This window comes from Microbacterium bovistercoris (assembly GCF_003387575.1).
In the GTDB taxonomy this organism is placed as follows: Bacteria; Actinomycetota; Actinomycetes; order Actinomycetales; family Microbacteriaceae; genus Microbacterium; species Microbacterium bovistercoris.
In genome coordinates, this window is sequence record NZ_QUAB01000041.1 from 166644 (window position 1) to 191120 (window position 24477).

The following is a 24477-nucleotide window of genomic DNA, read 5'->3' on the forward strand; positions in this document are numbered from 1 at the left end:
GGACGATGGTTCCCCCAGCCGCATCGCTGCGCACGTATCGCTTCCGTCCGCCGTCCCCCCAGAGCGGACATCTGGCGCGCCCTCGGCTGACGGCGCTGCTGGACGCCAAGGCGGCATCGCATCCGACGACGATGGTCATCGCACCGAGCGGGTACGGCAAGACTTCGGCGGTCGCCGAGTGGGCCGCGACGCACGACGGGGACGTCGCCTGGCTGACACTGGGTCCGTTCGATGCGGACAGCAGCGCGCTCGGCGCGAGCGCCGTGCTCGCGCTGCAGGCACTGGCTCGCTCCACGGGACGCGCCGATCTCGCGCAGCTGCTGTCATTCGACGCCGCCGAGCTGGCGCCGGCAGCCTCGTTCGACATGCTCACCGAGGCGCTGGCGGACGTCGAGCAGCCGATCCACCTCGTGATCGACGACGCGCACAGAGCCGAGGACGAGCTGGGCGACGGCCTGCTCGGCGCGCTTCTCGAAGGCGCCTGCGATGCGCTGCGCGTCGTCATCGTCGGCACCGGCCACGTCGAGATCGCCCTGAGCCGTCTCGTGCTGCAGTCGCCGAGCGCGGTGATCCGCGCCAGTGATCTCGCCTTCGACGCCCGCGAAGTCGAAGGCCTCCGGGCCGAAGAACGGCATCCGTTCACCGTAGAGGCGATCCTGGAGCAGACCGGCGGGTGGCCGATCGCCGTGCGGGCCGTGCAGCTGGCGAAGGCGCGCCCGGATCACGTCGCGCACAGCCAGGATTCCGTGCTGAGGCGCTACATCGACGTGCACGTGCTCGGAACGCTTCCTGACGACATCGAGAGGTTCGTCCGCAGCGCGGCGCTGTGCCCGACACTCACACCGGAACTCGCGGTGAGCGTCACCGGCGCGGCCGATGCCGGGACTCTGCTCGAGCGCTGTGTGCAGATGGGCCTGTTCCTCGATCGCTTCGAGACCGCGACTGGTCCGCTGTACCGATGGCACGACGCGCTGTCGCATCAGTGCGAGCGGATCCTGGAGCAGCGGGATCCCGGTCGGCGGCGTGAGATCCTCCGCGCAGCGGGGGCGCATCTGTCCGCTGAGGACCCGCTCGCATCCGCCCGGTACTGGATCCGAGCGGGAGACACGGACGCGGCGGTGCGGACGGTTCTGGCCGGCTGGACACGACTCGTCGTGGGTTCGGAGGCCGGTTCTCTGGACCGCTGGTGCGCGTCGCTGCCGCTCCCCTATGCGGACGACCCGCGGATCCTGATGATCAGGGCCTGTGCCCAGGATGTGATCGGCCACCACGACGTCGCGATGATGCTCGCGGCGCGCGCCGACGCCCGCGCCGACGAACAGGCGGTGACGCCCGGGTTCGACGAGGTGAAGGCGCGCGCCCGGCTGTTCCTCATCGACGACCGTGCTGAACTCGCCGAGGCGATCGGCACCGTGTGCGCGCAGCTGGAGGCGCCGGAGGGCGTCGAGCTCGGCGACCGGGCCGCTCTGCAGTATCTGCTGGGCTGGAGCGAACTGCGCCGACGTGCTGCTCCCGGTCTCATGGTGCAGCTGTTCGCGACAGCAGCGACCGACGCCGAGGCAGCAGGAGACCCCACCCTCGCTCGTCGTTCGCTGGGACATCTCGCGCACGCGCTGTCCTGGGCGGGACGGCTTCGCGACGCCGATGACGTGCTCACCCAGCGCCTGGAACTCATCGACGAGGGATCCTGGGCGAGCTACGCCGGAGGAAGCGCAGCCACGGCAGCCGCGTTCGCCGCCTACTGGCGGGACGACCAGCCGCAGGCGATCGCCGCAGCGCAGCGGGCGATCCGGAGCGGAGGATCGGCGATATCGTTCCCCGGCGCCGCACGGATGCTGTACGCCTTCGCCGCCGCGGCATCCCGCGATGTTCCGGCGTGTCAGCGGGCCGCGCGCGAAGTGCGCGGCATCCCCACCGAGACGATGCAGGGCGTCGAGTGGCAGGCTTTCCGGCACGCCTCGTTCGCCGCGCTGAACGAGGCGGCCGGCCGCCGGGACCTGGCCCTCAAGGCGGTCGCCCTGTACGAGAACGCGACGGACCTGCCGCTGATCACCGTCGTCCTCGCGGGAGTGGCCTCCCGCTCGGGGAATGCCCGCGAGGCGCTGCAGATGCTGCGTCGGGTCGAGCCCTTCGAGTCGATCTCGTACGTACGCGTCTCCCGGCTGCTGGCCGAGGCCGTCGTCGTCTGGCGGGAGGATCGCCGCGCCCAGGCCCGCGGGCTAGTCGAACAGGCGCTCGAGATCGCGACCCCCGAGGCCCTGCGCCGACCGTTCGCGGCGGGTGGGCTCGACATGCGGCAGATGCTCGCAGAACAGCTGTCCTGGGGCACCGAGTACGAGACGTTCCTCACGGGATGTCTCACGCCCCGCGAAGCGGACGGCCCGCTGCAGTCCCTGTCCGATCGGGAGCGCGAGGTGTTCTCGAACCTGCGCAGCAGTCGGACCATGCAGGAGATCGCTGACGCGATGGGCGTCTCGATCAACACGGTGAAGACCCACCAGCGTGCGATCTATCGCAAGCTGGGGGTCGCCTCGCGACGTGAGGCGGTCAGGCTGTTCGCCTGACCGCTCATTCCAGGCCCTGCTCCCCCGCGCGGGTTGGGATCAGGCCACGCCGACTCCGAACAGCAGGCCGAGCAGGTAGGTGACCGCGGCGGCTCCGAACCCGATGGCCAGCTGCCGCAGGCCCCGCCGCAGAGGCGGGCCGCCGGAGAGGATGCCCACCATCGCCCCCGTGCTGAGCAGGGCGATGCCGACCAGGATCAGGGCGACGACGATCGCCGTCGTCCCCTGAAGCCCGAAGATCCACGGCAGTACGGGGACGATCGCCCCCGAGGCGAACAGCAGGAAACTGGAGATCGCGGCGGTCCATGCGCTGCCGACGATCTCGTGGTCCTCGCCGCCGGAGCGGACGCCGATCGGCCCGGTCGCCGAGCGGCGAACCCCCGCCTGGGCGGCGCGCACGATGCGCTCCGCCCTCGCAAGGGCCTCATCCTGCTCCATTCCGCGCGCCCGGTAGACGAGGGCGAGCTCGTTCGCGTCGATGTCGAGGTCCCCCGCCGCGGCATCCGCGTCGTCGTTGTGCTCCGTGGCGGCCAGAAGCTCGCGCTGGGAGCGTACCGAGACGAACTCGCCCGCGCCCATCGACAGCGCGCCGGCCAGGAGGCCCGCGATGCCGCTGAAGAGCACGAACCCGCCGCTGACGCCCGTCGCGCCGATGCCCAGCACCAGCGCGAGGTTGGAGACCAGGCCGTCGTTGGCGCCGAACACCGCCGCGCGGAACGACCCCGAGAGCCGGCGACGGCCGCGTGCAGCCAGACCGCGAACGACCTCGTGATGCACCTTCTCATCGGCGCGCATCGCCGGGGTGGCGTAGGCCTCGGTGTCGTACGGCGATCGCGCCTCCGCGGACTGGGCGAGGGCCAGGACGAAGATGGACCCGAAGTGCTTCGCCATCCATCCCAGCATCCGGGATCGGAAGCCCGCTCGCGGCAGCTTCGCCGGTTCCCCGCCGAGCAGGTCCAGCCAGTGCTGCTCGTGACGTCGCTCGGCCTCGGCGAGAGAGAGCAGGATCTCCTGCTCCTCGCCGGTGCGGCGCCCCGCGAGCCCCAGATACACGGCACCCTCCGCTCGCTCCTCGACGAGGTAGCGCGCCCAGCGCTTCCTGTCTGCAGCTGTGGGCGTGGGCGCAGGCACGGCCGCGGGCGCAGTCATGGGACCTCCGATCGAAAGGGAACATTCCACGCTATCCGTGCGGATGCCGCGGAACCGCACGGATCCGCGGATTCAGAGCATTTCGGGCGTCCGAAGCGCTCAGGAGCGGACGCGCTTGCGCAGCACCTCGATGCGCGCCTGCAGCTGGGTCACCGTGGCCTGCGCCACGGCGGGTCCGCCGCACACCCTGCGCAGCTCGGCGTGCACCGCGCCGTGCGGCTCGCCGCTCTGCCGCGCATAGAGCCCCACCAGGCTGTTCAGCAGCTGACGCTGCTCGCGGAGAGTGCGGTGCAGCGGGGCCGGCAGCGTCGTCGTGGTCTCAGGGCCGGCCTGTGCCTCCCGCGCCTCGCGGAGGCGCGATTGCCGGGCCTGGCGTTGCATCAGCAGTTCGTGCACGTGCTCGGGCTCGAGCAGGCCGGGCAGTCCGATGAACTCCTCCTCCTCCGGGGAGCCGGGTTCGGCGAGCTGCCCGAAATCCTTGCCCTCGAACACCACCCTGTCGAAGTGCGCGATCGACGAGATCGCCTGGTAGCTGAACTCCTGGGTGAGCGCGTCGGACGCCTCGTCCTCGCGATTCGCACTCTCCAGCAGCGAGTCGTCCAGGCCGTCGTCGTCCTTGTCCCGGCGGTCGAGGGCGTGGTCGCGCTGCCGTTCCATCTCGTTCGCGAGCGTCATCAGCACCGGGACGTTGGGCAGGAACACGCTGGCGGCCTCGCCGCGGCGCCGCGCGCGCACGAAGCGGCCGATCGCCTGGGCGAAGAACAGCGGCGTGGAGGACGAGGTCGCGTAGACGCCGACCGCGAGACGCGGCACGTCCACGCCCTCCGACACCATCCGCACCGCGACCATCCAGCGCCGATCGTTCTCGCTGAACTTCTCGATGCGCTCGGACGCCGAGGCATCGTCGGAGAGCACGACCGTCGGCTGCTCCCCCGTGATGCTGTGCAGGATCTTCGCGTAGGCGCGGGCCACGGTCTGGTCCGTCGCGAGCACCAGTCCACCGGCATCCGGCACATGGTGGCGGATCTCGGTGAGCCGGCGGTCCGCCGCGGACAGCACCGCCGGCATCCACGACCCCTCCGGGTCGAGGGCGGTGCGCCAGGCCTGCGAGGTGATGTCCTTGGTGTTGTCCTGCCCGAGGTGGGCCTCGAGTTCGTCACCGGCACTCGTGCGCCAGGTCATCTTGCCGGAGTACATGTGGAACAGCACCGGCCGGACGACGCCGTCGGCGAGGGCGCGACCGTACCCGTACCGGTAGTCGGTGACCGAGACGCGCGCTCCGGATTCGTCCGGGTGGTACTCCACGAACGGGATCGGCGCGGTGTCGCTGCGGAACGGCGTGCCGGAGAGCAGCAGCCTGCGCTTCGCGGGGCCGTAGGCGTCGCGGATCGCGTCTCCCCAGCTCAGGGCGTCGCCGCCGTGGTGCACCTCGTCGAGGATGACGAGGGTCTTCGCGTCCTCGGTCAGGTGGCGGTGCACGGACGACTTCGCGGCGACCTGCGCGTAGGTCACGACCACGCCGTGGTAGTGCCTGGCCGGCGCCCAGTGGCTGTTGCGGAACCGCGGATCGAGACGGATGTGCACGCGCGCGGCCGCATCCGCCCACTGCGTCTTCAGGTGCTCGGTCGGGGCCACCACGATCACCCTGTTCACCTCGCCCATGCGCAGCAGCTCGACGGCGAGGGTCAGGGCGAAGGTCGTCTTGCCCGCGCCCGGCGTCGCGGCGACCAGGTAGTCGCGCTGGTCTCGCTGGAAGTAGTCGTCCAGCGCCTCGCGCTGCCAGGCGCGCAGTTTGTCCGCTGTTCCCCATGGAGCGCGCTGGGGGAAGGACGGGGAAAGCATCGCCTCAACGATAGTCGAGGCCGGGGACATCGTCGGCGCACGCGGTAGGCTCGCATGCGGCGCGCCCGGCATCCATGGGCGCCCGCCGCGTGAAGGAGAGTTCGATGGCCGACCAGGAATCGTCCCGCACCCCGTACATCGCCAACGAGGGCGCCCACCCATGGCACCGGTTCGTCGCCATCGGGGACTCGTTCACCGAGGGCATCGGCGACCCGGACCCGAACGTGCCGGGAGGGCACCGGGGCTGGGCCGACCGCGTGGCCGAAGTGCTCGCCCAGGACTCGGACGACTTCGCGTACGCGAACCTCGCGGTGCGCGGCAAGCTCATCGCGCAGATCGTCGCCGATCAGATCGAGCCCGCGATCGCGCTGAAGCCGGATCTGATCTCGATCTGCGCCGGCGGGAACGACGTGATCCGCCCCGGCACCGACCCCGATGAGATCGCGGCCCAACTCGAGGGCGCGGTGTCGCGCCTGTCGGCCAGCGGTGCGGCCGTCGTGCTCTTCACCGGCATCGACACCGGCTTCACGCCGGTGTTCCGCCCGTTCCGCGGCAAGGTCGCGATCTACAACGAGAACGTGCGCACGATCGCGGACAGGTACGACTGCATCGTCGCCGACCAGTGGGCTCTGAAGGTCGTACAGGACCCGCGGTTCTTCGACGACGATCGGCTGCACTTCAACGCGCTCGGTCACCACGAGGTGGCGCGCATGGTGCTGCGCGCGCTGAACGTGCCCAACGACCTGCAGGCGATGCAGCCCGATCCGGTGCCGGTGCGCACCTGGCGCGAGGCGCGCGCCGAGGACATCGGCTGGGCGCGCGAGCATCTCGTGCCCTGGGTGCTGCGCCGTCTGCGCCACCAGTCGTCCGGGGACAACGTCGAGGCCAAGCGGCCGGAACCTGCGCCGGTGAGCCTGCCCGGCGATCCCGCCGCGTAGCCGCGGGCAGGGTCCGCCGTCAGCGCAGGTTCGGGTTCAGCGGGAGCTCGATGGCGCCGGTCTCCCCCGCGTGACGCGCCATCGGCACGCGCCGCCCGAGCACCTGCGCGACCACGTCGTGAGCGATCTTCGACGCGGTGAGACCGGCGTCCTCGAGGATCTGCTCCCGGGACGCGTGATCGATGAAGGCGTCCGGAACACCGAGTTCGTCCACCGCGGTGTCCACGCCGGCCTCGCGCAGCACCTGACGCACGCGCGTGCCGATTCCGCCCACCCGGATCCCGTCCTCCATGGTGATCACGAGCCGGTGCCGGGCCGCGAGCTCGACGATCGAGGGCTGCACCGGAATCGCCCAGCGCGGGTCGATCACGGTCGCACCGATCCCCTGCGCGCGCAGTCGCTGCGCGACATCCAGCGCCATCGAGGCGAACGGACCGATGCCGATCAACAGCACGTCCTCGGTCTCGTCCCTGGCCAGAACGTCGACACCGTCATCCAGCCGCTCGATCGCGGGGATCTCGTCCGGCGCAGCGCCCTTCGGATACCGGATCACCGTCGGCGCATCGTCGATCGAGACCGCCTCTTCCAGGACCTCCTGAAGGCGCGCTCCGTCGCGCGGTGCGGCGATGCGGATGCCCGGGACGATCTGCAGCATCGACAGATCCCAGATGCCGTGGTGGCTCGGTCCGTCGGGGCCGGTGACCCCGGCGCGATCGAGCACGAACGTCACGCCGGCCTTGTGCAGACCGACGTCCATCAGCACCTGGTCGAGGGCACGGCCCATGAACGTCGCATAGATCGCGACCACCGGGTGCAGACCGCCGAAGGCGAGCCCGGCGGCGGATGCGACGGCGTGCTGCTCCGCGATGCCCACGTCGTAGACGCGATCGGGGAAGCGCTCCGCGAAGGGTGCGAGTCCGGTGGGGCGCAGCATCGCCGCGGTCATCGCGATCACGTCGTCGTGACGGGCGCCGACGTCGACGAGCGCCTCCGCGAAGACATCGGTCCAGGCGCGCCCTGAGGACTTCGCCAGTGAGCCGCCCGTCTTGGGGTCGATGCGCCCGACCGAGTGGAACTGGTCGGCCTCGTCGTCGAGGGCCGGCTGGTAGCCGCGGCCCTTCTCGGTGATGACGTGCACGATGACCGGCGCGCCGAAGCCCTTGGCCAGTTGCAGGGTCTCCTGCAGCGCGCCGATGTCGTGTCCGTCGACGGGCCCGAGGTATTTGATGTCGAGGTTCGAGTACAGCGCGGCGTTGTTGGTGAACCGGCTGAGGAAGCCGTGCGTACCGCCGCGGACCCCGCGGAACAGCGCGCGCCCGAACGGGCCGAACGCGCGGAAGAGCCGGTCCGAGCGATGGTGCAGATCGCGGTAGGCGGCGGCCGTGCGGACACGGTTGAGGTAGCGCGACATCCCGCCGATGGTCGGCGCGTAGGATCGGCCGTTGTCGTTGACGACGATGACGAGGTTGCGGTCGTTGTCGTCGGAGATGTTGTTGAGCGCCTCCCAGGTCATCCCGCCGGTGAGGGCGCCGTCGCCGACGACGGCGACCACGTGGCGATCCGCACGTCCTGTGGCGGTGAGTGCACGGGACACGCCGTCGGCCCAGCTGAGCGAGCTGGACGCGTGCGAGGACTCCACGACGTCGTGCGGGCTCTCCGCACGCTGCGGGTAGCCGGCCAGTCCCCCGCGCGCACGCAGCTCGCTGAAGTCCTGCCGGCCGGTGAGCAGTTTGTGCACGTAGGACTGATGGCCCGTGTCGAAGATGATCGGATCGTCCGGTGAGGAGAACACCCGGTGCAGGGCGATGGTCAGCTCGACGACACCGAGGTTCGGCCCCAGGTGGCCCCCGGTCCTGGCGACGTTCTCGATCAGGAAGGAGCGGATCTCCGTGGCCAGCTCGTTCAGCTGATCCGGGGAGAGCCGGTCGAGGTCTCGGGGTCCGGTGATGCTCGGCAGGATCGGCATCGACGCTCCTCTTCGACTCGGTACGGCGTTCCGCACGGCGGCGCAGAACGTCTCCCATTCTATCCGTCGACCTGTACGGCGGCCGGGACGGCGCAGGGCCCGGACGGGGAACCGTCCGGGCCCTGCGCCTGCGTGCGGTCAGACCAGCGAACGCAGCACGTACTGCAGGATGCCGCCGTTGCGGTAGTAGTCCGCCTCACCGGGGNGTAGTCCGCCTCACCGGGGGTGTCGATGCGCACCACCGCGTCGAACTCGACGGTCTGCTTGCCCTCGGGCGAGAACTCGCTCGGGGTGGCGGTGACCTTGACGGTCTTCGGCGTGATGCCCTCGTTCAGCGCGGTCAGACCCTCGATCGAGATGATCTCGGTGCCGTCGAGACCCAGCGACTCCCAGGACTCGCCCGCAGGGAACTGCAGCGGGACGACACCCATGCCGATCAGGTTGGAGCGGTGGATGCGCTCGAAGCTCTCGGTGATGACCGCCTTGACGCCCAGCAGCGTGGTGCCCTTGGCCGCCCAGTCGCGCGACGAGCCGGAGCCGTACTCCTTGCCGCCGAACACCACGAGCGGGGTTCCCTGAGCCTGGTAGTTCATGCTGGCGTCGTAGATGTAGGCCTGCGGACCGCCGGGCTGGGTGAAGTCGCGCGTGAAGCCGCCCTCGATCTGCTGACCGCCGTTGACGGCCTTGACCATGGCGTTCTTCAGACGGATGTTCGCGAACGTGCCGCGGATCATCACCTCGTGGTTGCCACGACGCGAGCCGAAGGAGTTGAAGTCCTTGCGGTCCACTCCGTGCTCGGTCAGGTACTGCGCCGCGGGCGTACCGGGCTTGATGTTGCCTGCCGGCGAGATGTGGTCGGTCGTGACCGAGTCGCCCAGCGTCGCCATGACCCGCGCGCCGGTGATGTCGGCGACCGGGGTGAGCTCCATGGTCATGCCGTCGAAGTACGGTGCCTTGCGCACGTACGTCGAGTCGGCGTCCCACTCGAAGATCGGCCCCGTCGGCGTCGGAAGGCTCGTCCAGCGCTCATCACCGTCGAAGACGGTGGCGTACTGCTTGATGAACTGGTCGCGCGAGATCGACGAGTCGATGATGGCCTGCACCTCGTCGGGAGCGGGCCAGATGTCCTTCAGGAAGACATCGTTGCCCTCGCCGTCCTGGCCGAGTGCGTCGTTGTCGAAGTCGAAGTGCATCGAACCGGCCAGCGCGTAGGCCACCACGAGCGGCGGCGAGGCGAGGTAGTTCATCTTCACGTCGGGGCTGATCCGCCCCTCGAAGTTGCGGTTGCCGGAGAGCACGGCGGTGACGGCCAGGTCGTGCTCGTTGACGGCGGCCGAGACCTCGTCGATGAGCGGGCCCGAGTTGCCGATGCAGATCGTGCAGCCGTAGCCGACCGTGTAGAAGCCGAGGCCCTCGAGATCCTTGTCGAGACCGGACTTCTCGTAGTAGTCGGTGACGACCTTCGAACCGGGACCGAGGGTGGTCTTGACCCAGGGCTTCTGCTTCAGGCCCTTCTTCAGCGCGTTGCGCGCGATGAGGCCGGCGGCGATCATCACCGACGGGTTCGACGTGTTGGTGCACGAGGTGATCGCGGCGAGGGTCACGGCGCCGTTGTCGAGGACGTACTTGTCTCCCGACGGCGTGGTGACCGGCACCGGCTTCGACGCGTGCGCGGGCGCACCGCTGTTGATGTGCACCGGGCGGGTGGTCACCGTCTCCTCACCGGGCACCTGGCCGGGGTCGGATGCCGGGAACGAGTGCTTCGACTCGAGATCGATGAGCTCATCCGAGGTCGACGGCGAAGCGTAGTTCAGGATGTCCTTCTCGAACTGCTCCTTGGCCTCGGACAGCAGGATGCGGTCCTGGGGACGCTTCGGGCCGGCGATCGAGGGGACGACGGTGCCGAGGTCGAGTTCGAGGTACTCGCTGTACACGGGCTCGTTCGCCGCGTCGTGCCAGAGACCCTGCGTCTTGGCGTAGTCCTCGACGAGCGCGACGGCCTCCTCGGAGCGACCGGTGAGTCGCAGGTAGTCGAGGGTGACGTCGTCGATCGGGAAGATCGCCGCGGTCGAGCCGAACTCGGGCGACATGTTTCCGATGGTGGCGCGGTTGGCGAGCGGCACGGATGCGACGCCCGCGCCGTAGAACTCGACGAACTTGCCGACCACACCGTGCTGGCGCAGCAGGTCGGTGATCGTGAGCACGACGTCGGTAGCGGTGACGCCGGCCGGGATCTCACCGGTGAGCTTGAAGCCCACCACGCGCGGGATCAGCATCGACACGGGCTGGCCGAGCATCGCGGCCTCGGCCTCGATGCCGCCGACGCCCCAGCCCAGCACGCCGAGGCCGTTCACCATCGTGGTGTGCGAGTCGGTGCCGACGCAGGTGTCGGGGTAGGCGCGGAGGACACCGTCGACCGAACGGTCGTAGATGACCTTGGCGAGGTGCTCGATGTTCACCTGGTGCACGATGCCGGTGCCCGGGGGCACGACCTTGAAGTCCTGGAAGGCCGTCTGGCCCCAGCGCAGGAACTGGTAGCGCTCGCCGTTGCGCTCGTACTCGATCTCGACGTTGCGCTCGAGCGCGTTCTCGGTGCCGAACAGGTCCGCGATGACCGAGTGGTCGATGACCATCTCTGCCGGCGAGAGCGGGTTGATCTTGTTGGCGTCTCCGCCGAGTGCGGTGACGGCCTCGCGCATGGTGGCGAGGTCGACGATGCAGGGCACGCCGGTGAAGTCCTGCATGACCACGCGCGCGGGCGTGAACTGGATCTCCGTGCTCGGCTCAGCCGCGGCATCCCACGAGCCCAGCGCCTCGATCTGCGCCTTGGTGACGTTCGCGCCGTCCTCGGTGCGGAGGAGGTTCTCGAGCAGCACCTTCAGGCTGAACGGGAGCTTCTCGTGTCCGGCGACGGTGTCGATCCGGAAGATCTCGTAGTCGGTGCTGCCGACCGTCAGGGTGCTCTTCGCACCGAAGCTGTTCACCGTGGACACGTATCCGTCTCCTTCTAATGGGATGGGAGCGACAGGCGACTCCATCTTGCTCGCCGTGCACGTGCCATGGCTAGCAAGGCGGGCCTTACCAGTCTGCGCCGCCGCGCGCGTTGGCGGAAGCGTGAGATTTATCTTGATGTCAAGATAAATCTAACACTATTCGGACGTGCCCTCATCCACCACGCCGCTGTCCCGGTCCTTGGGGTACAGCGCCCGTGCGACCAGCCAGGTGACGGCGACGAGCGGCGCGAACAACGGGAGCCCCATCACGATCTTGAGGGTGCCCAGCAGGGCGACGTCACCGGCGAAGTAGAGCGGCAGCTGCACCGCGAGGCGCGCGAAGAAGACACCGGCCCACGCGATGCCGAGCCAGAAGAAGGTGCGCCGCTTGCGCTTGTCCTTGCGCCAGGCGATGCCGTCGCCCATGAGGTAGCCGACGATGAGACCGATCAGCGACCAGCCGATCAGCGCTGAGATCAGGTAGGCCGAGCCGTACAGCGTGTTCGTGATGAAGCCCGGCACGAAGTTGTCCTCGCCGCGCCCCGTCCAGAGCGCGAGGGCCGCGGCGACACCGGCGGCGATCAGGCCGCCGAATGCCGCGCTCGAAGGCGACCGCTGGATGAGGCGGATCGCCGTGAAGACCGCGGCGAGGCCGACGGAACTGACCAGCGAGATCCACAGCGGCTCGGGCCTGAGCGTGTACACGACCACGAAGACGAGGCCGGGGAGCACGGATTCGACGACGCCGCGCCAGCCGCCCATCGCCCGCCAGACCACATGACCGGTGGACGTGCTCTGATCCGCGTCGAGACCCATCCGGCGAGCGGCGTCCCCGAAGGCCGCCCCCAGCACGTCGGACGCGGGTGGGGTCTGCTCGGAGTCGCCCGGTTCGGCGGGCCGGCTCACACCGATCCCGGCGTGGAGGGCATCCGCAGCGGGATCAGGTCGCGAGGAGGCATCGGCGACGCTCCGCGGACCACGACGATCGAGCGGAACAGATCCTCGACCTGCTCGGCGGACTGGGGGTCGGATGCGGCGGCACCGCCGATCACCCCGCGAAGGAACCAGCGCGGGCCGTCGACACCGACGAAGCGCGCCAGGCGCAGTCCGGAGCCCTCGGCCGCAGTGCCGGGGACCTCGGCGAGAAGTTCCTTGCCGAGCGGGCCCTCGCGCTCCTCGGCGCGACCACCCTGGGAACGGATCTGGTCGCGCAGCTGAACGCGGGTCTCGTCCCAGAGCCCGCGGGTGCGCGGTGCGGCGAAGGGCTGCACCTGGAGCGAGGAGTCCGCGTAGTCGAGTCCGACCGCGACGATGCGCTTGGACTGCTCCTCGACCTCGAGGCGCAGGTTCAGTCCCTCTCGCGGCAGCACCTTGATACCGCCCAGGTCGATGTACGGGCGAACCGGGTTCGCCTCGGAATCGTCGAAGGGGCCGGCGGTCGCGCGGTCGGCGGGGGCGGACTTCAGCGCGTCGTCCGCGCCGTCCAGCTCGTTGTTCTCAGTCATCGTTCTCCCTGGGTGTACCCGGTGGATCCGAAGCCGCCGTCTCCGCGGACGCTCTCGGGCAGCTCGTCCATCGGGATGAAGTTCGCGCGTGTCACGGGCATGACGATCAGCTGCGCGATGCGGTCTCCGACCGCCACATCGTACGCGCTCCGGCTGTCCGTGTTCAGCAGACTCACCTTGATCTCGCCCCGGTAGCCGGCATCGACGGTTCCCGGCGAGTTCACCACGGTGATGCCGTGCTTGGCCGCCAATCCGCTGCGCGGCACCACGAAGGCTGCGTAACCCTCCGGCAGGGCGATCCGCACGCCGGTCCCGATCAGTGCCCGCTCCCCCGGCTCCAGGCGGATCGCCTCGGCGGCGACGAGGTCTGCTCCGGCATCACCGGGGTGGGCGTAGCCAGGAGTCTGGGCGGCGATAATGGGGACGTCCACGGAATCGGTCACCTGACGAGGCTAATGCAGATGAACACCCCCGCCACACGCCCCCGCTACAGGGAGCGCCTCGCACCGAGCCTGTGGATGCTGATCACCATCGCACTGGCCGGCCCGATGGTCGCTCTGGTGTTCGTCCCCGTCGGTGCGACTCTCGCTCTTGTCCTCGGCGCGGCGGTCTCGCTGCTCCTGGTGACCGCCGGCATCCTGCTCTCGCCCGTGATCGAGGTCGACGGCACAGTGCTGCGCGCAGGGCGCGCGCACATCGACGTGCGGTGGCTGGGCGATGCCGAGCAGCGCACGGGCGAGGATGCGCGCCGCGCCCGGGGGCCGGACCTGGCCCACGACGGCTGGCATCTGGTACGTGGCGGCATCGACGGCGTCGTGGTCGTGCCGCTCACCGATCCCGACGACCCGCACAGTGCCTGGACGCTCTCCTCGCGCACCCCCGACCGGCTCGCCGCCGCCATCCGCGCGGCACGTCAGGAAACAGAACGCGCCCCGATCTGACGATCGGGGCGCGAAGGGCGTGCGGCCGTCAGGCGGCGCATTCCTTGCAGATGGGGCCCTCGGGGCCCTCGTGGTCCAGCTGCGAGCGGTGCTTCACCAGGAAACAGCTCATGCAGGTGAACTCGTCCTGCTGAGCGGGGAGCACGACGACGTCGAGCTCGACATCAGACAGGTCAGCACCGGGAAGCTCGAACCCGGTCGGGTTGTCCGAGTCCTCGTCGTTGCTGGCGCCGGCACGATTGTCCGGCACGCGCTCCTTCAGAGCTTCGATCGACTCGGAGTCGTCTTCGCTCTTGCGGGGTGCGTCGTAGTCGGTTGCCATGCGGGAGATCTCAACTTTCACAGTGGTGTGCGGGGTCACCGTCGGGTGTGCGGCGGCCATAGTTTGCACGACCTCGGATGATTTCGCAAATATCCGGGGACGCGACCGGGAAAACTCACGGCGCGCCCACGGTATTCCCAGGGCCTATGCGTGCGCCGTGACACCATGAACGCACACCCATCCTGAGGGGCATTCGCATGGAAAACGTCACCATCGTCGGCGCTGAGTCGGGCGTGCTCGTGCTCGCCACCGAGTCGGGCGAGCGCTTCGCCCTGCCCATCGACGACCTCCTGCACCGCGAGATCCGTCGTGCGTCCAGAGACGCCGAGGCCGCGCCCGCGCGCCTGGCAGCCAGCCCGCGCGACATCCAGGCCCAGATCCGCGCCGGTCTCTCCGCCGCCGAGGTGGCGGAACTGCTCGGTGTGAGCGTGTCGGACGTCGAGCGCTTCGAAGGACCGGTGCTCGCGGAGCGGGAGCACATCGTCGGCCAGGCGCTCGCGGTCCCGGTGCTGATCGGCAGCGAGGTCGAGCCCGACGCGCAACCGACCTTCGGCTCCGCCATCCGGACGAAGCTGTCCGAGGCGCGCGCGAGCGATGAGCACTGGGCGAGCTGGAAGGACGAGTCCGGGTGGATCGTCAAGCTCGTCTTCGTCGCCGACGAGGTCGAGCACGACGCCCGCTGGAGCTTCGATCCGCGGCGCAGTCTGCTCTCTCCCCTGAACGCCGACGCCACGCAGCTGTCGCGTCAGGGATCACTTCCCGATGGCCTCATCCCGCGACTGCGCGCGGTCGAGACCGAGAAGACGTCGCCGTACAAGGACGACTCCCGCTTCGACTCGGGTGCATTCGGTCCGCGACTGGTCCCGGCACCGGAGATCGCCAACATCGATCTCGAGGACGAGACGCCGGCACGGGCATCCGCGGCGGTGCAGGATGCCGCTGCCCGGCATGCCCCCGCCGAGTCCAAGACCAGCGCCGAGACCGCAGATCTGCTCGAGGCGCTGCGCCGCCGCCGCGGTCAGCGGGAGACGGCACCTGTTCTCGAAGAGGTGGAGGACGCGAACGAGACCGGACCGATCGCCCTGTTCGAGTCGCTCGACGAGGACGAGGCCCCGGAACCCCAGCCCGAGCAACCGGAGCCGGACCGGACGGCACGTCGTGGCCGGCGCGGTGCGATGCCGTCCTGGGACGAGATCGTCTTCGGCGCACGCACCGACGAGTGATCAGGCGGCGAAACCGCCGAACCTCAGATACGGCACCCGCCACTCTTCGGGAGTGAGCGCGCCGTGCTGACCGACCATGTTGCGTCCGCGCTGGTCCTCGGCCGCACCGTCGTAGAGGGCCCTGTTGCCGCGCGCGATCGCGAGGATGTCGCCGATTCGGGCGGTCGCGGCATCGGAGACCTCGGGACCGAACAGCCCGGCCGCGATCGCCTCGTCACGCGGGAGCACGTCAGCGAGGCCTTCGAGGTCACGGCGCCAGCGTCCCAGGACGGCGGCGGCGTCGGCGTCCTGCTCGAGGTAGACGTGCAGCATGCGCGGTTCTCCCCCGATGTGCCGCACACCGTCGTGCCAGCCGTCGCTCTCGTCCAGGACGACCTGTCGGTGCGCAGGGACGTCGACCATCCCGTGGTCCGCCGTGACCAGCACGCCGACCCCGGGCGGCACCGTGAGGCGCAGGGCGGCGTCGATGTCCTCGAGCGCCGCCACCCATTCGGCCGAGTCGACGCCGTGCTTGTGGCCGGCCTTGTCGGTCTCCGGCAGATAGCAGTAGACCAGAGCGCCGGGGTTCCGCTCCGCGAGATCCCAGGCGGTCGCCACGCGCTCGGCAGGACGTCCGGCGGGAACGAAGGATGCCCCGCGCAGCGTCGCGTGCGTGAACCCGCTGTGGGCGTGGCCGGCGAAGCCCACGGCGAATGCGGGATGCCCGGCGCTCACAGCCCGCTCGAAGACGGTCGGCTGCGCCTGCCAGGTGAGCGGATCGATCCCCGCCCCCTCCCATTCGGTGAGCTGGTTCACGAGCACGTCACGGCGCGGATCGCGCACGCGGTATCCGACCAGACCGTGCGCACCGGGCATCTCGCCGGTGAGCAGCGTCGTGAGAGCCGCGGCCGTCGTCGTCGGGAAGACCGACGCCGCGGCATCCTTCTTCGACATGGCGGCGGTGAGCGTACGCGCGTGACCGGCGTGCGCACGCAGCGGAAGGGCACCGAGGCCGTCCACGACCACGAGCACTGTGGATGAGACCGGCGGCAGCGTCTCGGACTCCCCGCGCAGCGAGGCGAGAAGGTCGGGCGCCACCCCGGCGATGCTGCGCGCCTGAGCGGGCCCGGCCGGTAGCATGAGAGTCATCGTCGCCAGTCTCGCACAGGCGACGGCGCTGAATTCGTTGCCCAGGAAGTCACAGCCGAAAACAACATGGCCCGATCCACTCCTCCCGAACCGGTCGACGAGCGCATTCAGGACATCGATCTCTCGCAGGAGATGCAGGGATCGTTCCTGGAGTACGCCTACTCGGTGATCTACTCCCGCGCTCTCCCCGATGCCCGCGACGGCATGAAGCCCGTCCAGCGACGCATCCTCTACCAGATGGCCGAGATGGGGCTGCGCCCGGACCGCGGCCATGTCAAGAGCGCCCGCGTCGTGGGCGAGGTGATGGGAAAGCTGCACCCGCACGGCGACTCCGCGATCTACGACGCCCTGGTCCGCCTCGCGCAGGACTTCGCCCTGCGCGTGCCGCTGGTCGACGGCCACGGGAACTTCGGTTCGCTCGACGACGGACCCGCGGCCTCGCGATACACCGAGGCGCGCCTCGCGGCATCCGCCCTCGCGATGACGGAGAGCCTCGATGAGGACGTCGTCGACTTCGTGCCGAACTACGACGGCCAGTTCCAGCAGCCGGCTGTGCTGCCCGCCGCGTTCCCGAACCTGCTGGTCAACGGCGCGAGCGGCATCGCGGTCGGGATGGCCACGAACATGGCGCCGCACAACCTCATCGAGGTCGTCGCAGCCGCCACGCACCTGCTCGAGAACCCTGACGCCTCGACAGAGGACCTGATGGAGTTCGTTCCGGGACCGGACTTCCCGTCCGGCGGCATCCTGATGGGTCTCGACGGCGTCAAGGACGCGTACACCACCGGCCGCGGCGCGTTCAAGCTGCGCGCGAAGACCTCGATCGAATCACTCGGCCCGCGTAAGACCGGCATCGTCGTGACCGAACTGCCCTACCAGGTCGGCCCGGAGCGCGTGATCGCGAAGCTCAAGGACGCCGTGGGGGCGAAGAAGCTCCAGGGCATCAGCGACGTGCAGGATCTCACCGACCGCAAGAACGGCCTGCGGCTGGTCATCACGGTCAAGACGGGCTTCGATCCGGCCGCGGTGCTGGAGCAGCTGTTCCGGCTGACGCCGCTCGAGGACTCGTTCTCGATCAACAACGTCGCCCTGGTCGACGGCCAGCCGCGCACGCTCGGGCTCAAAGAGCTGCTGCGCGTGTACCTGGCCCACCGCATCGATGTGGTCACCCGGCGCAGCCAGTACCGTCTGGCCCGGCGCAATGAGCGCCTGCACCTGGTCCGCGGCCTCCTGCTGGCCATCCTCGACATCGACGAGGTCATCCAGGTCATCCGCTCGTCCGACGATTCCGAGAGCGCACGCGCGCGCCTGCAGCAGGTGTTCGAGCTCGACGAGATCCAGGCCGAGTACATCCTCGAACTGCGGCTGCGCCGGCTCACGAAGTTCTCCCGCATCGAGCTCGAGGCCGAGCGCGACAAGCTGCTCGCCGAGATCGCGGAGCTCGAGACGCTGCTCGGCGACCCCGCGCTGCTGCGCGGGCAGGTCGCCGCAGAGCTCGACGCCGTGGCCGAGACCTTCGGCACCCCGCGGCGGACGCTGCTCCTGAACGCCGCGCCGCCGAAGCAGCGTCAGACGAAGTCGGCGGCCGAGCTGCAGATCGCGGATGCCCCGACGACGGTGCTGCTGTCGACGACGGGCCGCGCGGTGCGTGTGGACCTCGAGCCGGGCGCCGCGATCGCCACGCCCGCGCGACGCAGCAAGCACGACGGCATCATCGCAAGGCTGGAGACCAGCACGCGGAGCGAGATCGGTGCGGTCACCAGCACCGGCCGTGTCGTGCGATTCACTCCGATGGACATCCCCGCTGTACCCGCGACCTCCGTCGGTCTGGGCGCCGGGGTGCGGATCGCCGACTACCTCGGCATCACCGACAGGACCGAGCGCGTACTCGCGCTGATCCGGTTCGACGATGACACTCCCCTCGCGCTGGGCACGAAGGACGGCGTGGTCAAGCGCATCGTCCCCACAGCTCTCCCGGTGCGACCGGAGCTGGAGATCATCGGACTGAAGCCGAAGGATGTCGTCGTGGGCGCCGCGCCGGCTGCAGATGACGCCGAGCTCGTCTTCGTGACCTCGGACGCGCAGCTGCTGCACTTCGCCGGCTCGAACGTGCGCCCCCAGGGTGCGCCCGCGGCCGGCATGGCGGGCATCAAGCTCGGCAGCGGCGCAGAGGTCATCTCGTTCACCGCGGTGTCCGCACCGGACGACGCGGTCGTGGTGACCGTCTCCGGAGCCGACGCGGTTCTGGCCGGCACGGACAACGGCCGCGCGAAGGTGTCGCTGTTCTCGGAGTTCCCCGGCAAGGGCCGCGCCACGGGCGGTGTGCGGGCACACGCGTTCCTGAAGGGCGAGGACCGCCTTCGTCTGGCCTGGGTCGGTTCCGATCCCCGCGCCCTGGGCACCGACGGGGCGGCCAGGCAGCTGCCGGAGTCCGGTGCCAAGCGCGACGGTTCCGGTCAGCCCCTCGACGCGGTCATCGGCTCGATCGGCACGGCGATCGGCTGAGTGTCATCTCTGGGTCGCTGAGCCTGCCGGGCGTCGCCAGGGGGTCTCACTGGGTCGCTGAGCCTGTCGAAGCGTCGTCCACGCCGCTCGCCCCCGAGAGCGCCGGAAGCTCAGCGCTCCGGCCGTCGATCAGCGCCTGCTTCTTCGCCCTGCTCCATCCCTGGATCTGCTTCTCGCGGAAGAACGCCGCATCAATGGTCTCGAACTGCTCGGCATAGACGAGCACAAGAGGCCGCCGCTTGATCGTGAAACGCGCGGCCCAATGCTCGTCATGGTTGTGCTGCCAGACTCGCGCGTCCAAGTCGCCATTGGTGCTACCGGTGTAGAAGCTGCCATCACGGCAACGAAGGATGTATGTCCACGCCATGCTCGAGAGTCTGGCCCGGAATAGGGCAGGGTGTGCTGGGGTTGTGGACAACTCAAACGGATGCGCCTCGACGCTTCGACAAGCTCAGCGACCCAACAACGGGGCCCCGACGCTTCGACAAGCTCAGCGACCCAACAACGGGGCCCCGACGCTTCGACAAGCTCAGCGACCCAACAACGGCGCCTCGACGCCTCGACAAGCCCAGCGACCCAACAACGGCGCCTCGACGCCTCGACAAGCTCAGCGACCCAACAACGGCGCCTCGACGCCTCGACAAGCCCAGCGACCCAACAACGGCGCCTCGACGCCTCGACAAGCCCAGCGACCCAACAACGGCGCCTCGACGCTTCGACAAGCTCAGTGGCCTGCGGAGGGATGACGGCGCATCCAGACATCGATGCCGTCGTCGTCCTCGACGACGAAGCCGTGGCGGGCGTAGAGCCGCTGCGCGGGTGAGCCGACGAGTACCTGCAGACGGAGAGGTGCATTCGTCTCCGCCAGCACCTCCGTCAGCACCGACGTTCCGAGGCCCCGTCCCTGGTGCTCGGCGGCGAGGTAGAACATCTCGAGCCAGACGTCACCGCCCTCCGGCCGGAGCGTGATCGTGCCCGCTGTGGTGTCGTCGACCAGGATCATGCGCGTGTGCGCGGGCGAGAAGTGCTCGATGACCCGGGCTCTCGACTTCTCCGGGTCCCAGCCGATCAGCCGATCGAGATCGGCACGCATCACGCGCTCCTTGAGAGCGATGACCGTCTCCAGATCATCCGGGGTCGCGGGCCGCAGCCGCACCTCGGGCGGCATCACGCGTCGATCGACTCGCGGCTCAGCTTGTCGCTGGAGCTCATGATGAACTCGCGTCGCGGAGCCACGTCGTTGCCCATCAGCAGCTCGAAGGTGCGCACCGCGGCATCCGCGGACTCGGCGTCCTCGACCGTGACGCGGCGCAGCAGCCGGCCCGACTTCTCCATGGTCGTGTTCGCGAGCTGATCGGCGTCCATCTCGCCCAGGCCCTTGTAGCGCTGGATCGGGTCCTGCCAACGCTTGCCGGCCCTCTGCAGCTTCGTGAGCAGCGCGTGCAGCTCGCCCTCGGAGTACGTGTAGATGGTCTCGTTCGGCTTGGAACCGGGGTTCATGACGATCACGCGATGCAACGGGGGCACCGCCGAGAACACCCGGCCGGCTTCGACGAGCGGACGCATGTACCGGAAGAACAGCGTGAGCAGCAGGGTCCGGATGTGTGCGCCGTCCACGTCGGCGTCGCTCATCAGGATGACCTTGCCGTAGCGGGCCTGGCTCAGATCGAACGAGCGCCCGGAGCCCGCGCCGATCGTCGTGATGATCGCCGCGCACTCGGCGTTGCCGAGCATGTCGCTGACCGACGCCTTCTGCACGTTGAGGATCTTGCCGCGGATCGGCAACAGCGCCTGGAACTCGCTGTTGCGAGCATGCCGGGCGGTGCCCAGGGCGGAGTCTCCCTCGACGATGAACAGCTCGGACTGCGTGACGTCGCTGGATCGGCAGTCCACGAGCTTCGCCGGCAGCGAGGACGACTCCAGCGCGTTCTTGCGACGTTGGGTCTCCTTGTGCGCACGCGCCGACACGCGGGCCTTCATCTCGGCGACGACCTTGTCGAGCAGCTGCGACGCCTGGCTCTTGTCGTCGCGCTTCGTCGAGCTGAATCGGGCCGCGAGCTCCTTGCGGACGACCTGCGACACGATCGAGCGCACCGCAGGTGTTCCGAGGACCTCCTTCGTCTGGCCCTCGAACTGCGGTTCGGGCAGGTTCACGGTGAGCACCGCGGTGAGCCCCGCCAGGACGTCGTCCTTCTCGAGCTTGTCGCTGCCGACCTTGAGGCGTCGCGCGTTCTGCTCCACCTGACCGCGCAGCGACTTCAGCAGCTCCTGCTCGAAACCCTGTTGATGCGTGCCGCCCTTCGGCGTGGCGATGATGTTCACGAACGACCGCGTCGTGGTGTCGTACCCGGTCCCCCAGCGCAGCGCGAGGTCCACGGAGCAGGTGCGTTCGACCTCGGTGGCGACCATGTGCCCGTCGGGCTGCAGCACCGGGACGGTCTCCTTGAACGTCCCTTCGCCCTGGATCCGCCAGGTGTCGGTCACGGGTGCGTCGGTGGCGAGATACTCGACGAACTCGGAGATGCCGCCCTCGTAGTGGTACGACGTCTCGTTCCGCTCGCCGCCGCGGTCGTCGCTGACGACGAGCTCGAGCCCGGGTACGAGGAACGCCGTCTGGCGCGCCCTGGTCTCCAGCTCACCGAGCTGGAAGGCGGCGTCCTTTGTGAAGATCTGCCGGTCAGCCCAGTACCGGATCCGCGTGCCGGTCGCGCCCTTGGCCGCCTTGCCGACCACCCGCAGCTCGCTCTTCTCCGAGAACGGCGTGAACGGGGCGTCCGGGCGCTTCTCGCCGCCGTCGTCGTCGAAGATCCCGGGTTCGCCCCGGTGGAACGACATCGCGTAGGTCTTGCCGCCGCGGTCGACCTCGACGTCGAGCCGCTCCGAGAGGGCGTTCACGACCGAGGCGCCGACGCCGTGCAGGCCGCCGGATGCCGCGTAGGAGCCGCCGCCGAACTTGCCGCCGGCGTGCAGTTTGGTGAAGACGACCTCGACGCCGGTGAGGCCGGTGCGCGGCTCGACGTCGACGGGGATGCCGCGGCCACGGTCATGCACCTCGACGCTGCCGTCGGAATGCAGGATGATGTCGATCTTCGCGCCGTTGCCGGCCACCGCCTCATCCACGGCGTTGTCGATGATCTCCCAGAGGCAGTGCATGAGGCCGGGCGATCCGTTCGACCCGATGTACATGCCCGGGCGTTTCCGGACGGCTTCGAGGCCCTCGAGAACCTGCAGATGATGGGCGGAGTACTCGGCGGTCACAATCCTCGATTCTATTCGCCGTGGAGCGCGCCACCCGGCCGACACTCCCCCGTGCGCCCGCACCCGTGCCGATCAGTACGCGCAGAGCGAAACACGCCGTCCCGCGGGCATTGCTCACAGGTCTGCGTGGTTGTATTGAGCACGACCACACAGACGTCCGAGACCGAGGAGGAACCGAGATGAACGCTACGACCGAACGTGAGACGTCCACCGTCGAGTACCGCCTGACGGCCATGGACCGGTGCGATTCCTGCGGTGCGCAGGCCTACATCGCCGCCGAGGTCAACGGGTCCGAGCTGCTGTTCTGCGCTCACCACGGCCGCAAGTACGAAGAGAAGCTGCGCGCCGTCGCCACGAGCTGGCACGACGAGACCGCGCGCCTCGCAGAAGCGGTCTGACCTCCCGCTCCGTCGCCGCAGTCGAGGTCAGTCGACCTCGACCCGGCGTACGCGCGGCGTGAGTCGCAGGAGGATCTCCTCCCCGACTGTGTCGATGCGCTCCGCAAGCGCGGTCGCGTCCTGTTCACCCTGTGCGCCTCGGCCGAACACGGTGACGAGATCACCCTCGGACGCAGCGGGCCATGCCTCCACCAGGCTGGTCATCGCGCCGACCTCGCGCAGGAGCCGAGCCCCCGCGGGCGTGCCGATCACCGCACCCGCGAGCGTCGACGGAAGGCCGTCGAAGGATCCGATCCCGACCTCCACGACGTCGCCGGCGACGGACAGGACCTGCGCGCGCAGCTCGGCAGCCGGGAGGACGCCGGGGATCTGCGGTCCGTCCGCCGAACGGACGCCGTAGCAGAACGCCCCGATCCGGCTCAGCGAGCCGCGCAGCTCGGGGCGCCACCAGGACGCCGCGGATGCGGTGAGATGCAGCACCTCGGGCTCCGCCCCCGCATCGCGGAGCGACTGCACCGCGACGCGGAACTCCCCCGCCGCCTCGTCGTCCTCGCTGTCGCTGGCCTCGGCGAGATGGCTCCACACGCCGACCACGGCGAGGACGCCGCGCTGCTCGGCGGCTCGGGCCTCGGCCACGAACGCCGGCCAGTCCTCCGGCCGGACGCCGTTGCGATGCAGGCCCGTGTCGATCTTCAGATGCACACGCGCTCGGACCCCGAGAAGCGCCGCCTGTGCGATCACCCGGCGCAGGTACGGCAGCGTGCCGACGCCGAGGTCGACGCCCGCCTCGATCGCCGCGGCGATCTCGTCGTCGGGCGAGGTCGCCCAGGCGTAGACGCGGGCCTCCTGCCGCCGGGCACGGATGCGCAGTGCCGAAGCGATGTCGTACGACCCGAACCAGGAGACGCCGTCGGCCGCGTCCACCGCCCATTCCAGCCCGTGCCCGTATGCGTCGTCCTTCATGACGAGCATCAGCTCGCTGGGGACGATCTGCGCGCGCACCGCGGCGATGTTGCTCTGCAGCGTCCCGCGCGAGATCTCCAGCATCGGAACGCTCATGCCCGCCACTCCCGTCCTGAGCTCATCCCGGCGACGCCGACGAGCTCGCCGACGGTGAGACCGGTGATCCGTGCCCACTCCGCCAGAGCGTCGCGTGCGGGCCCCTGGCCGCCGAAGTAGGTGACTTCCGCACCCTCTGCCGCCCCGGCTCCCTGCAGATCGATGACGCAGACATCCATGGCCACCCGGCCGATGATGGGCCGCAGCACGCCATCGATCTCCGCCAGGGCTCGATTTCCGAGGGATCGGACGATGCCCTGCGCGTAGCCGCCCGTGACGAGCGCGACGGTGGTCGGTTCCTGGGCGCGGTGCGTGTAGCCGTAGGACACGGCGTCACCGGCACGCAGCGGCTTCGTGGACATGACGGTGCCGACCAGGCGCATCACCGGGGGCGTGCCGGCGCCGGGAAGACCGTAGAAGAGGAACGGATCGACGTCGGGCGATCCGGAGGTGACGGCGTCGACACCCGCCATCCGCAGTCTCTGCGCGATCTCGTCGTCGTCGACCAGCACCTGAAGGGACCCGGCCGCCGCGGCCCCGGCGACCTCGTCCACGCCGTGCCCCCACGCATCCCTGCGCAGGTCAGCGCGAGTGCCGCCTGCCGCGACCGCCGTCCTGACCGCGGACGCCAGTGCAGCCCGGGAGAGGACGGCACGCGGGAGTGCGCTGCTCGCGGCGGATCTCAC

Annotated in this window: 20 protein-coding genes; 6 read left to right on the forward strand and 14 right to left on the reverse strand. The window is 69.6% G+C overall.

What is annotated here, in order from left to right:
* Positions 1-5: 5 nt before the first annotated feature.
* On the forward strand, positions 6-2564 hold the full coding sequence (locus DY023_RS09925; protein WP_116242169.1) for a LuxR C-terminal-related transcriptional regulator: 2559 nt from the start codon (positions 6-8) through the stop codon (positions 2562-2564).
* 39 nt (positions 2565-2603) lie between these two features.
* On the opposite strand, the gene DY023_RS09930 is transcribed toward DY023_RS09925, so the two are convergent.
* Both DY023_RS09930 and DY023_RS09935 read right to left on the reverse strand, forming a co-directional pair.
* Positions 2604-3713: a VIT1/CCC1 transporter family protein gene (locus tag DY023_RS09930; protein WP_116242170.1), complete on the reverse strand. Its 1110-nt coding sequence runs from the start codon at positions 3711-3713 to the stop codon at positions 2604-2606.
* 99 nt (positions 3714-3812) lie between these two features.
* A complete protein-coding gene (locus DY023_RS09935; protein WP_181905797.1) occupies positions 3813-5555 on the reverse strand; it encodes a DEAD/DEAH box helicase in 1743 nt (580 codons plus the stop codon).
* 104 nt (positions 5556-5659) lie between these two features.
* Here DY023_RS09935 and DY023_RS09940 point away from each other — a divergent pair, with 104 nt between their 5' ends.
* A complete protein-coding gene (locus DY023_RS09940; protein WP_116242172.1) occupies positions 5660-6493 on the forward strand; it encodes an SGNH/GDSL hydrolase family protein in 834 nt (277 codons plus the stop codon).
* A gap of 19 nt (positions 6494-6512) precedes the next feature.
* On the opposite strand, the gene dxs is transcribed toward DY023_RS09940, so the two are convergent.
* From dxs to dut, 5 genes are all read right to left on the reverse strand, one after another.
* The gene (gene dxs, locus DY023_RS09945; RefSeq protein WP_116242173.1) at positions 6513-8459 is read right to left on the reverse strand and encodes a 1-deoxy-D-xylulose-5-phosphate synthase; all 1947 of its coding nucleotides are present in this window, start codon (positions 8457-8459) and stop codon (positions 6513-6515) included.
* A gap of 59 nt (positions 8460-8518) precedes the next feature.
* Positions 8519-11452, reverse strand: a complete 2934-nt coding sequence (acnA, locus tag DY023_RS09950; protein WP_425453449.1) for an aconitate hydratase AcnA — start codon at positions 11450-11452, stop codon at positions 8519-8521.
* A 156-nt stretch (positions 11453-11608) separates the two neighbouring features.
* The gene (locus tag DY023_RS09955; protein ID WP_245958654.1) at positions 11609-12358 is read right to left on the reverse strand and encodes a DUF3159 domain-containing protein; all 750 of its coding nucleotides are present in this window, start codon (positions 12356-12358) and stop codon (positions 11609-11611) included.
* Positions 12355-12957, reverse strand: coding sequence for a DUF3710 domain-containing protein (locus DY023_RS09960; protein WP_116242174.1), 603 nt, complete (start codon positions 12955-12957; stop codon positions 12355-12357). Before DY023_RS09960 ends, DY023_RS09955 begins: the two co-directional genes overlap by 4 nt.
* Positions 12954-13400, reverse strand: a complete 447-nt coding sequence (gene dut, locus DY023_RS09965) for a dUTP diphosphatase (RefSeq protein WP_181905798.1) — start codon at positions 13398-13400, stop codon at positions 12954-12956. The genes DY023_RS09960 and dut overlap by 4 nt, the downstream gene beginning before the upstream one ends.
* 18 nt (positions 13401-13418) lie before the next feature.
* On the opposite strand from dut, the gene DY023_RS09970 reads away from it, so the two are divergent.
* Positions 13419-13898: a DUF3093 domain-containing protein gene (locus DY023_RS09970; protein WP_116242238.1), complete on the forward strand. Its 480-nt coding sequence runs from the start codon at positions 13419-13421 to the stop codon at positions 13896-13898.
* A 28-nt stretch (positions 13899-13926) separates the two neighbouring features.
* On the opposite strand, the gene DY023_RS09975 is transcribed toward DY023_RS09970, so the two are convergent.
* Entirely contained in the window at positions 13927-14220 is a 294-nt protein-coding gene (locus tag DY023_RS09975) for a DUF4193 domain-containing protein (protein ID WP_116242239.1), read from the reverse strand.
* A 197-nt stretch (positions 14221-14417) separates the two neighbouring features.
* Between DY023_RS09975 and sepH the strand changes: the two genes are divergently transcribed.
* Complete coding sequence (gene sepH, locus DY023_RS09980; protein WP_116242176.1) at positions 14418-15443, forward strand: septation protein SepH; 1026 nt, start codon at positions 14418-14420, stop codon at positions 15441-15443.
* Here the strand turns inward: sepH and DY023_RS09985 are convergent, their stop codons facing one another.
* Positions 15444-16571: an alkaline phosphatase family protein gene (locus tag DY023_RS09985; protein WP_116242177.1), complete on the reverse strand. Its 1128-nt coding sequence runs from the start codon at positions 16569-16571 to the stop codon at positions 15444-15446. It abuts the gene before it with no gap.
* A 66-nt stretch (positions 16572-16637) separates the two neighbouring features.
* Between DY023_RS09985 and DY023_RS09990 the strand changes: the two genes are divergently transcribed.
* Positions 16638-19076: a DNA gyrase/topoisomerase IV subunit A gene (locus DY023_RS09990; RefSeq protein ID WP_116242178.1), complete on the forward strand. Its 2439-nt coding sequence runs from the start codon at positions 16638-16640 to the stop codon at positions 19074-19076.
* 46 nt (positions 19077-19122) lie between these two features.
* Here DY023_RS09990 and DY023_RS09995 read toward each other — a convergent pair whose 3' ends face one another.
* From DY023_RS09995 to DY023_RS10005, 3 genes are all read right to left on the reverse strand, one after another.
* Complete coding sequence (locus tag DY023_RS09995; RefSeq protein WP_116242179.1) at positions 19123-19443, reverse strand: GIY-YIG nuclease family protein; 321 nt, start codon at positions 19441-19443, stop codon at positions 19123-19125.
* A gap of 357 nt (positions 19444-19800) precedes the next feature.
* Positions 19801-20244: a GNAT family N-acetyltransferase gene (locus DY023_RS10000; protein WP_116242240.1), complete on the reverse strand. Its 444-nt coding sequence runs from the start codon at positions 20242-20244 to the stop codon at positions 19801-19803.
* The gene (locus tag DY023_RS10005) at positions 20244-22334 is read right to left on the reverse strand and encodes a DNA gyrase/topoisomerase IV subunit B (RefSeq protein WP_116242180.1); all 2091 of its coding nucleotides are present in this window, start codon (positions 22332-22334) and stop codon (positions 20244-20246) included. The genes DY023_RS10000 and DY023_RS10005 overlap by 1 nt, the downstream gene beginning before the upstream one ends.
* A gap of 179 nt (positions 22335-22513) precedes the next feature.
* Here DY023_RS10005 and DY023_RS10010 point away from each other — a divergent pair, with 179 nt between their 5' ends.
* Positions 22514-22732, forward strand: a complete 219-nt coding sequence (locus DY023_RS10010) for a DUF7455 domain-containing protein (protein ID WP_116242181.1) — start codon at positions 22514-22516, stop codon at positions 22730-22732.
* A gap of 27 nt (positions 22733-22759) precedes the next feature.
* On the opposite strand, the gene DY023_RS10015 is transcribed toward DY023_RS10010, so the two are convergent.
* Both DY023_RS10015 and DY023_RS10020 read right to left on the reverse strand, forming a co-directional pair.
* Positions 22760-23791, reverse strand: a complete 1032-nt coding sequence (locus tag DY023_RS10015) for an alanine racemase (RefSeq protein ID WP_116242241.1) — start codon at positions 23789-23791, stop codon at positions 22760-22762.
* Positions 23788-24477 (reverse strand): alanine racemase C-terminal domain-containing protein, encoded by a 690-nt coding sequence (locus tag DY023_RS10020; RefSeq protein ID WP_245958655.1) that lies wholly within the window; start codon positions 24475-24477, stop codon positions 23788-23790. Before DY023_RS10020 ends, DY023_RS10015 begins: the two co-directional genes overlap by 4 nt.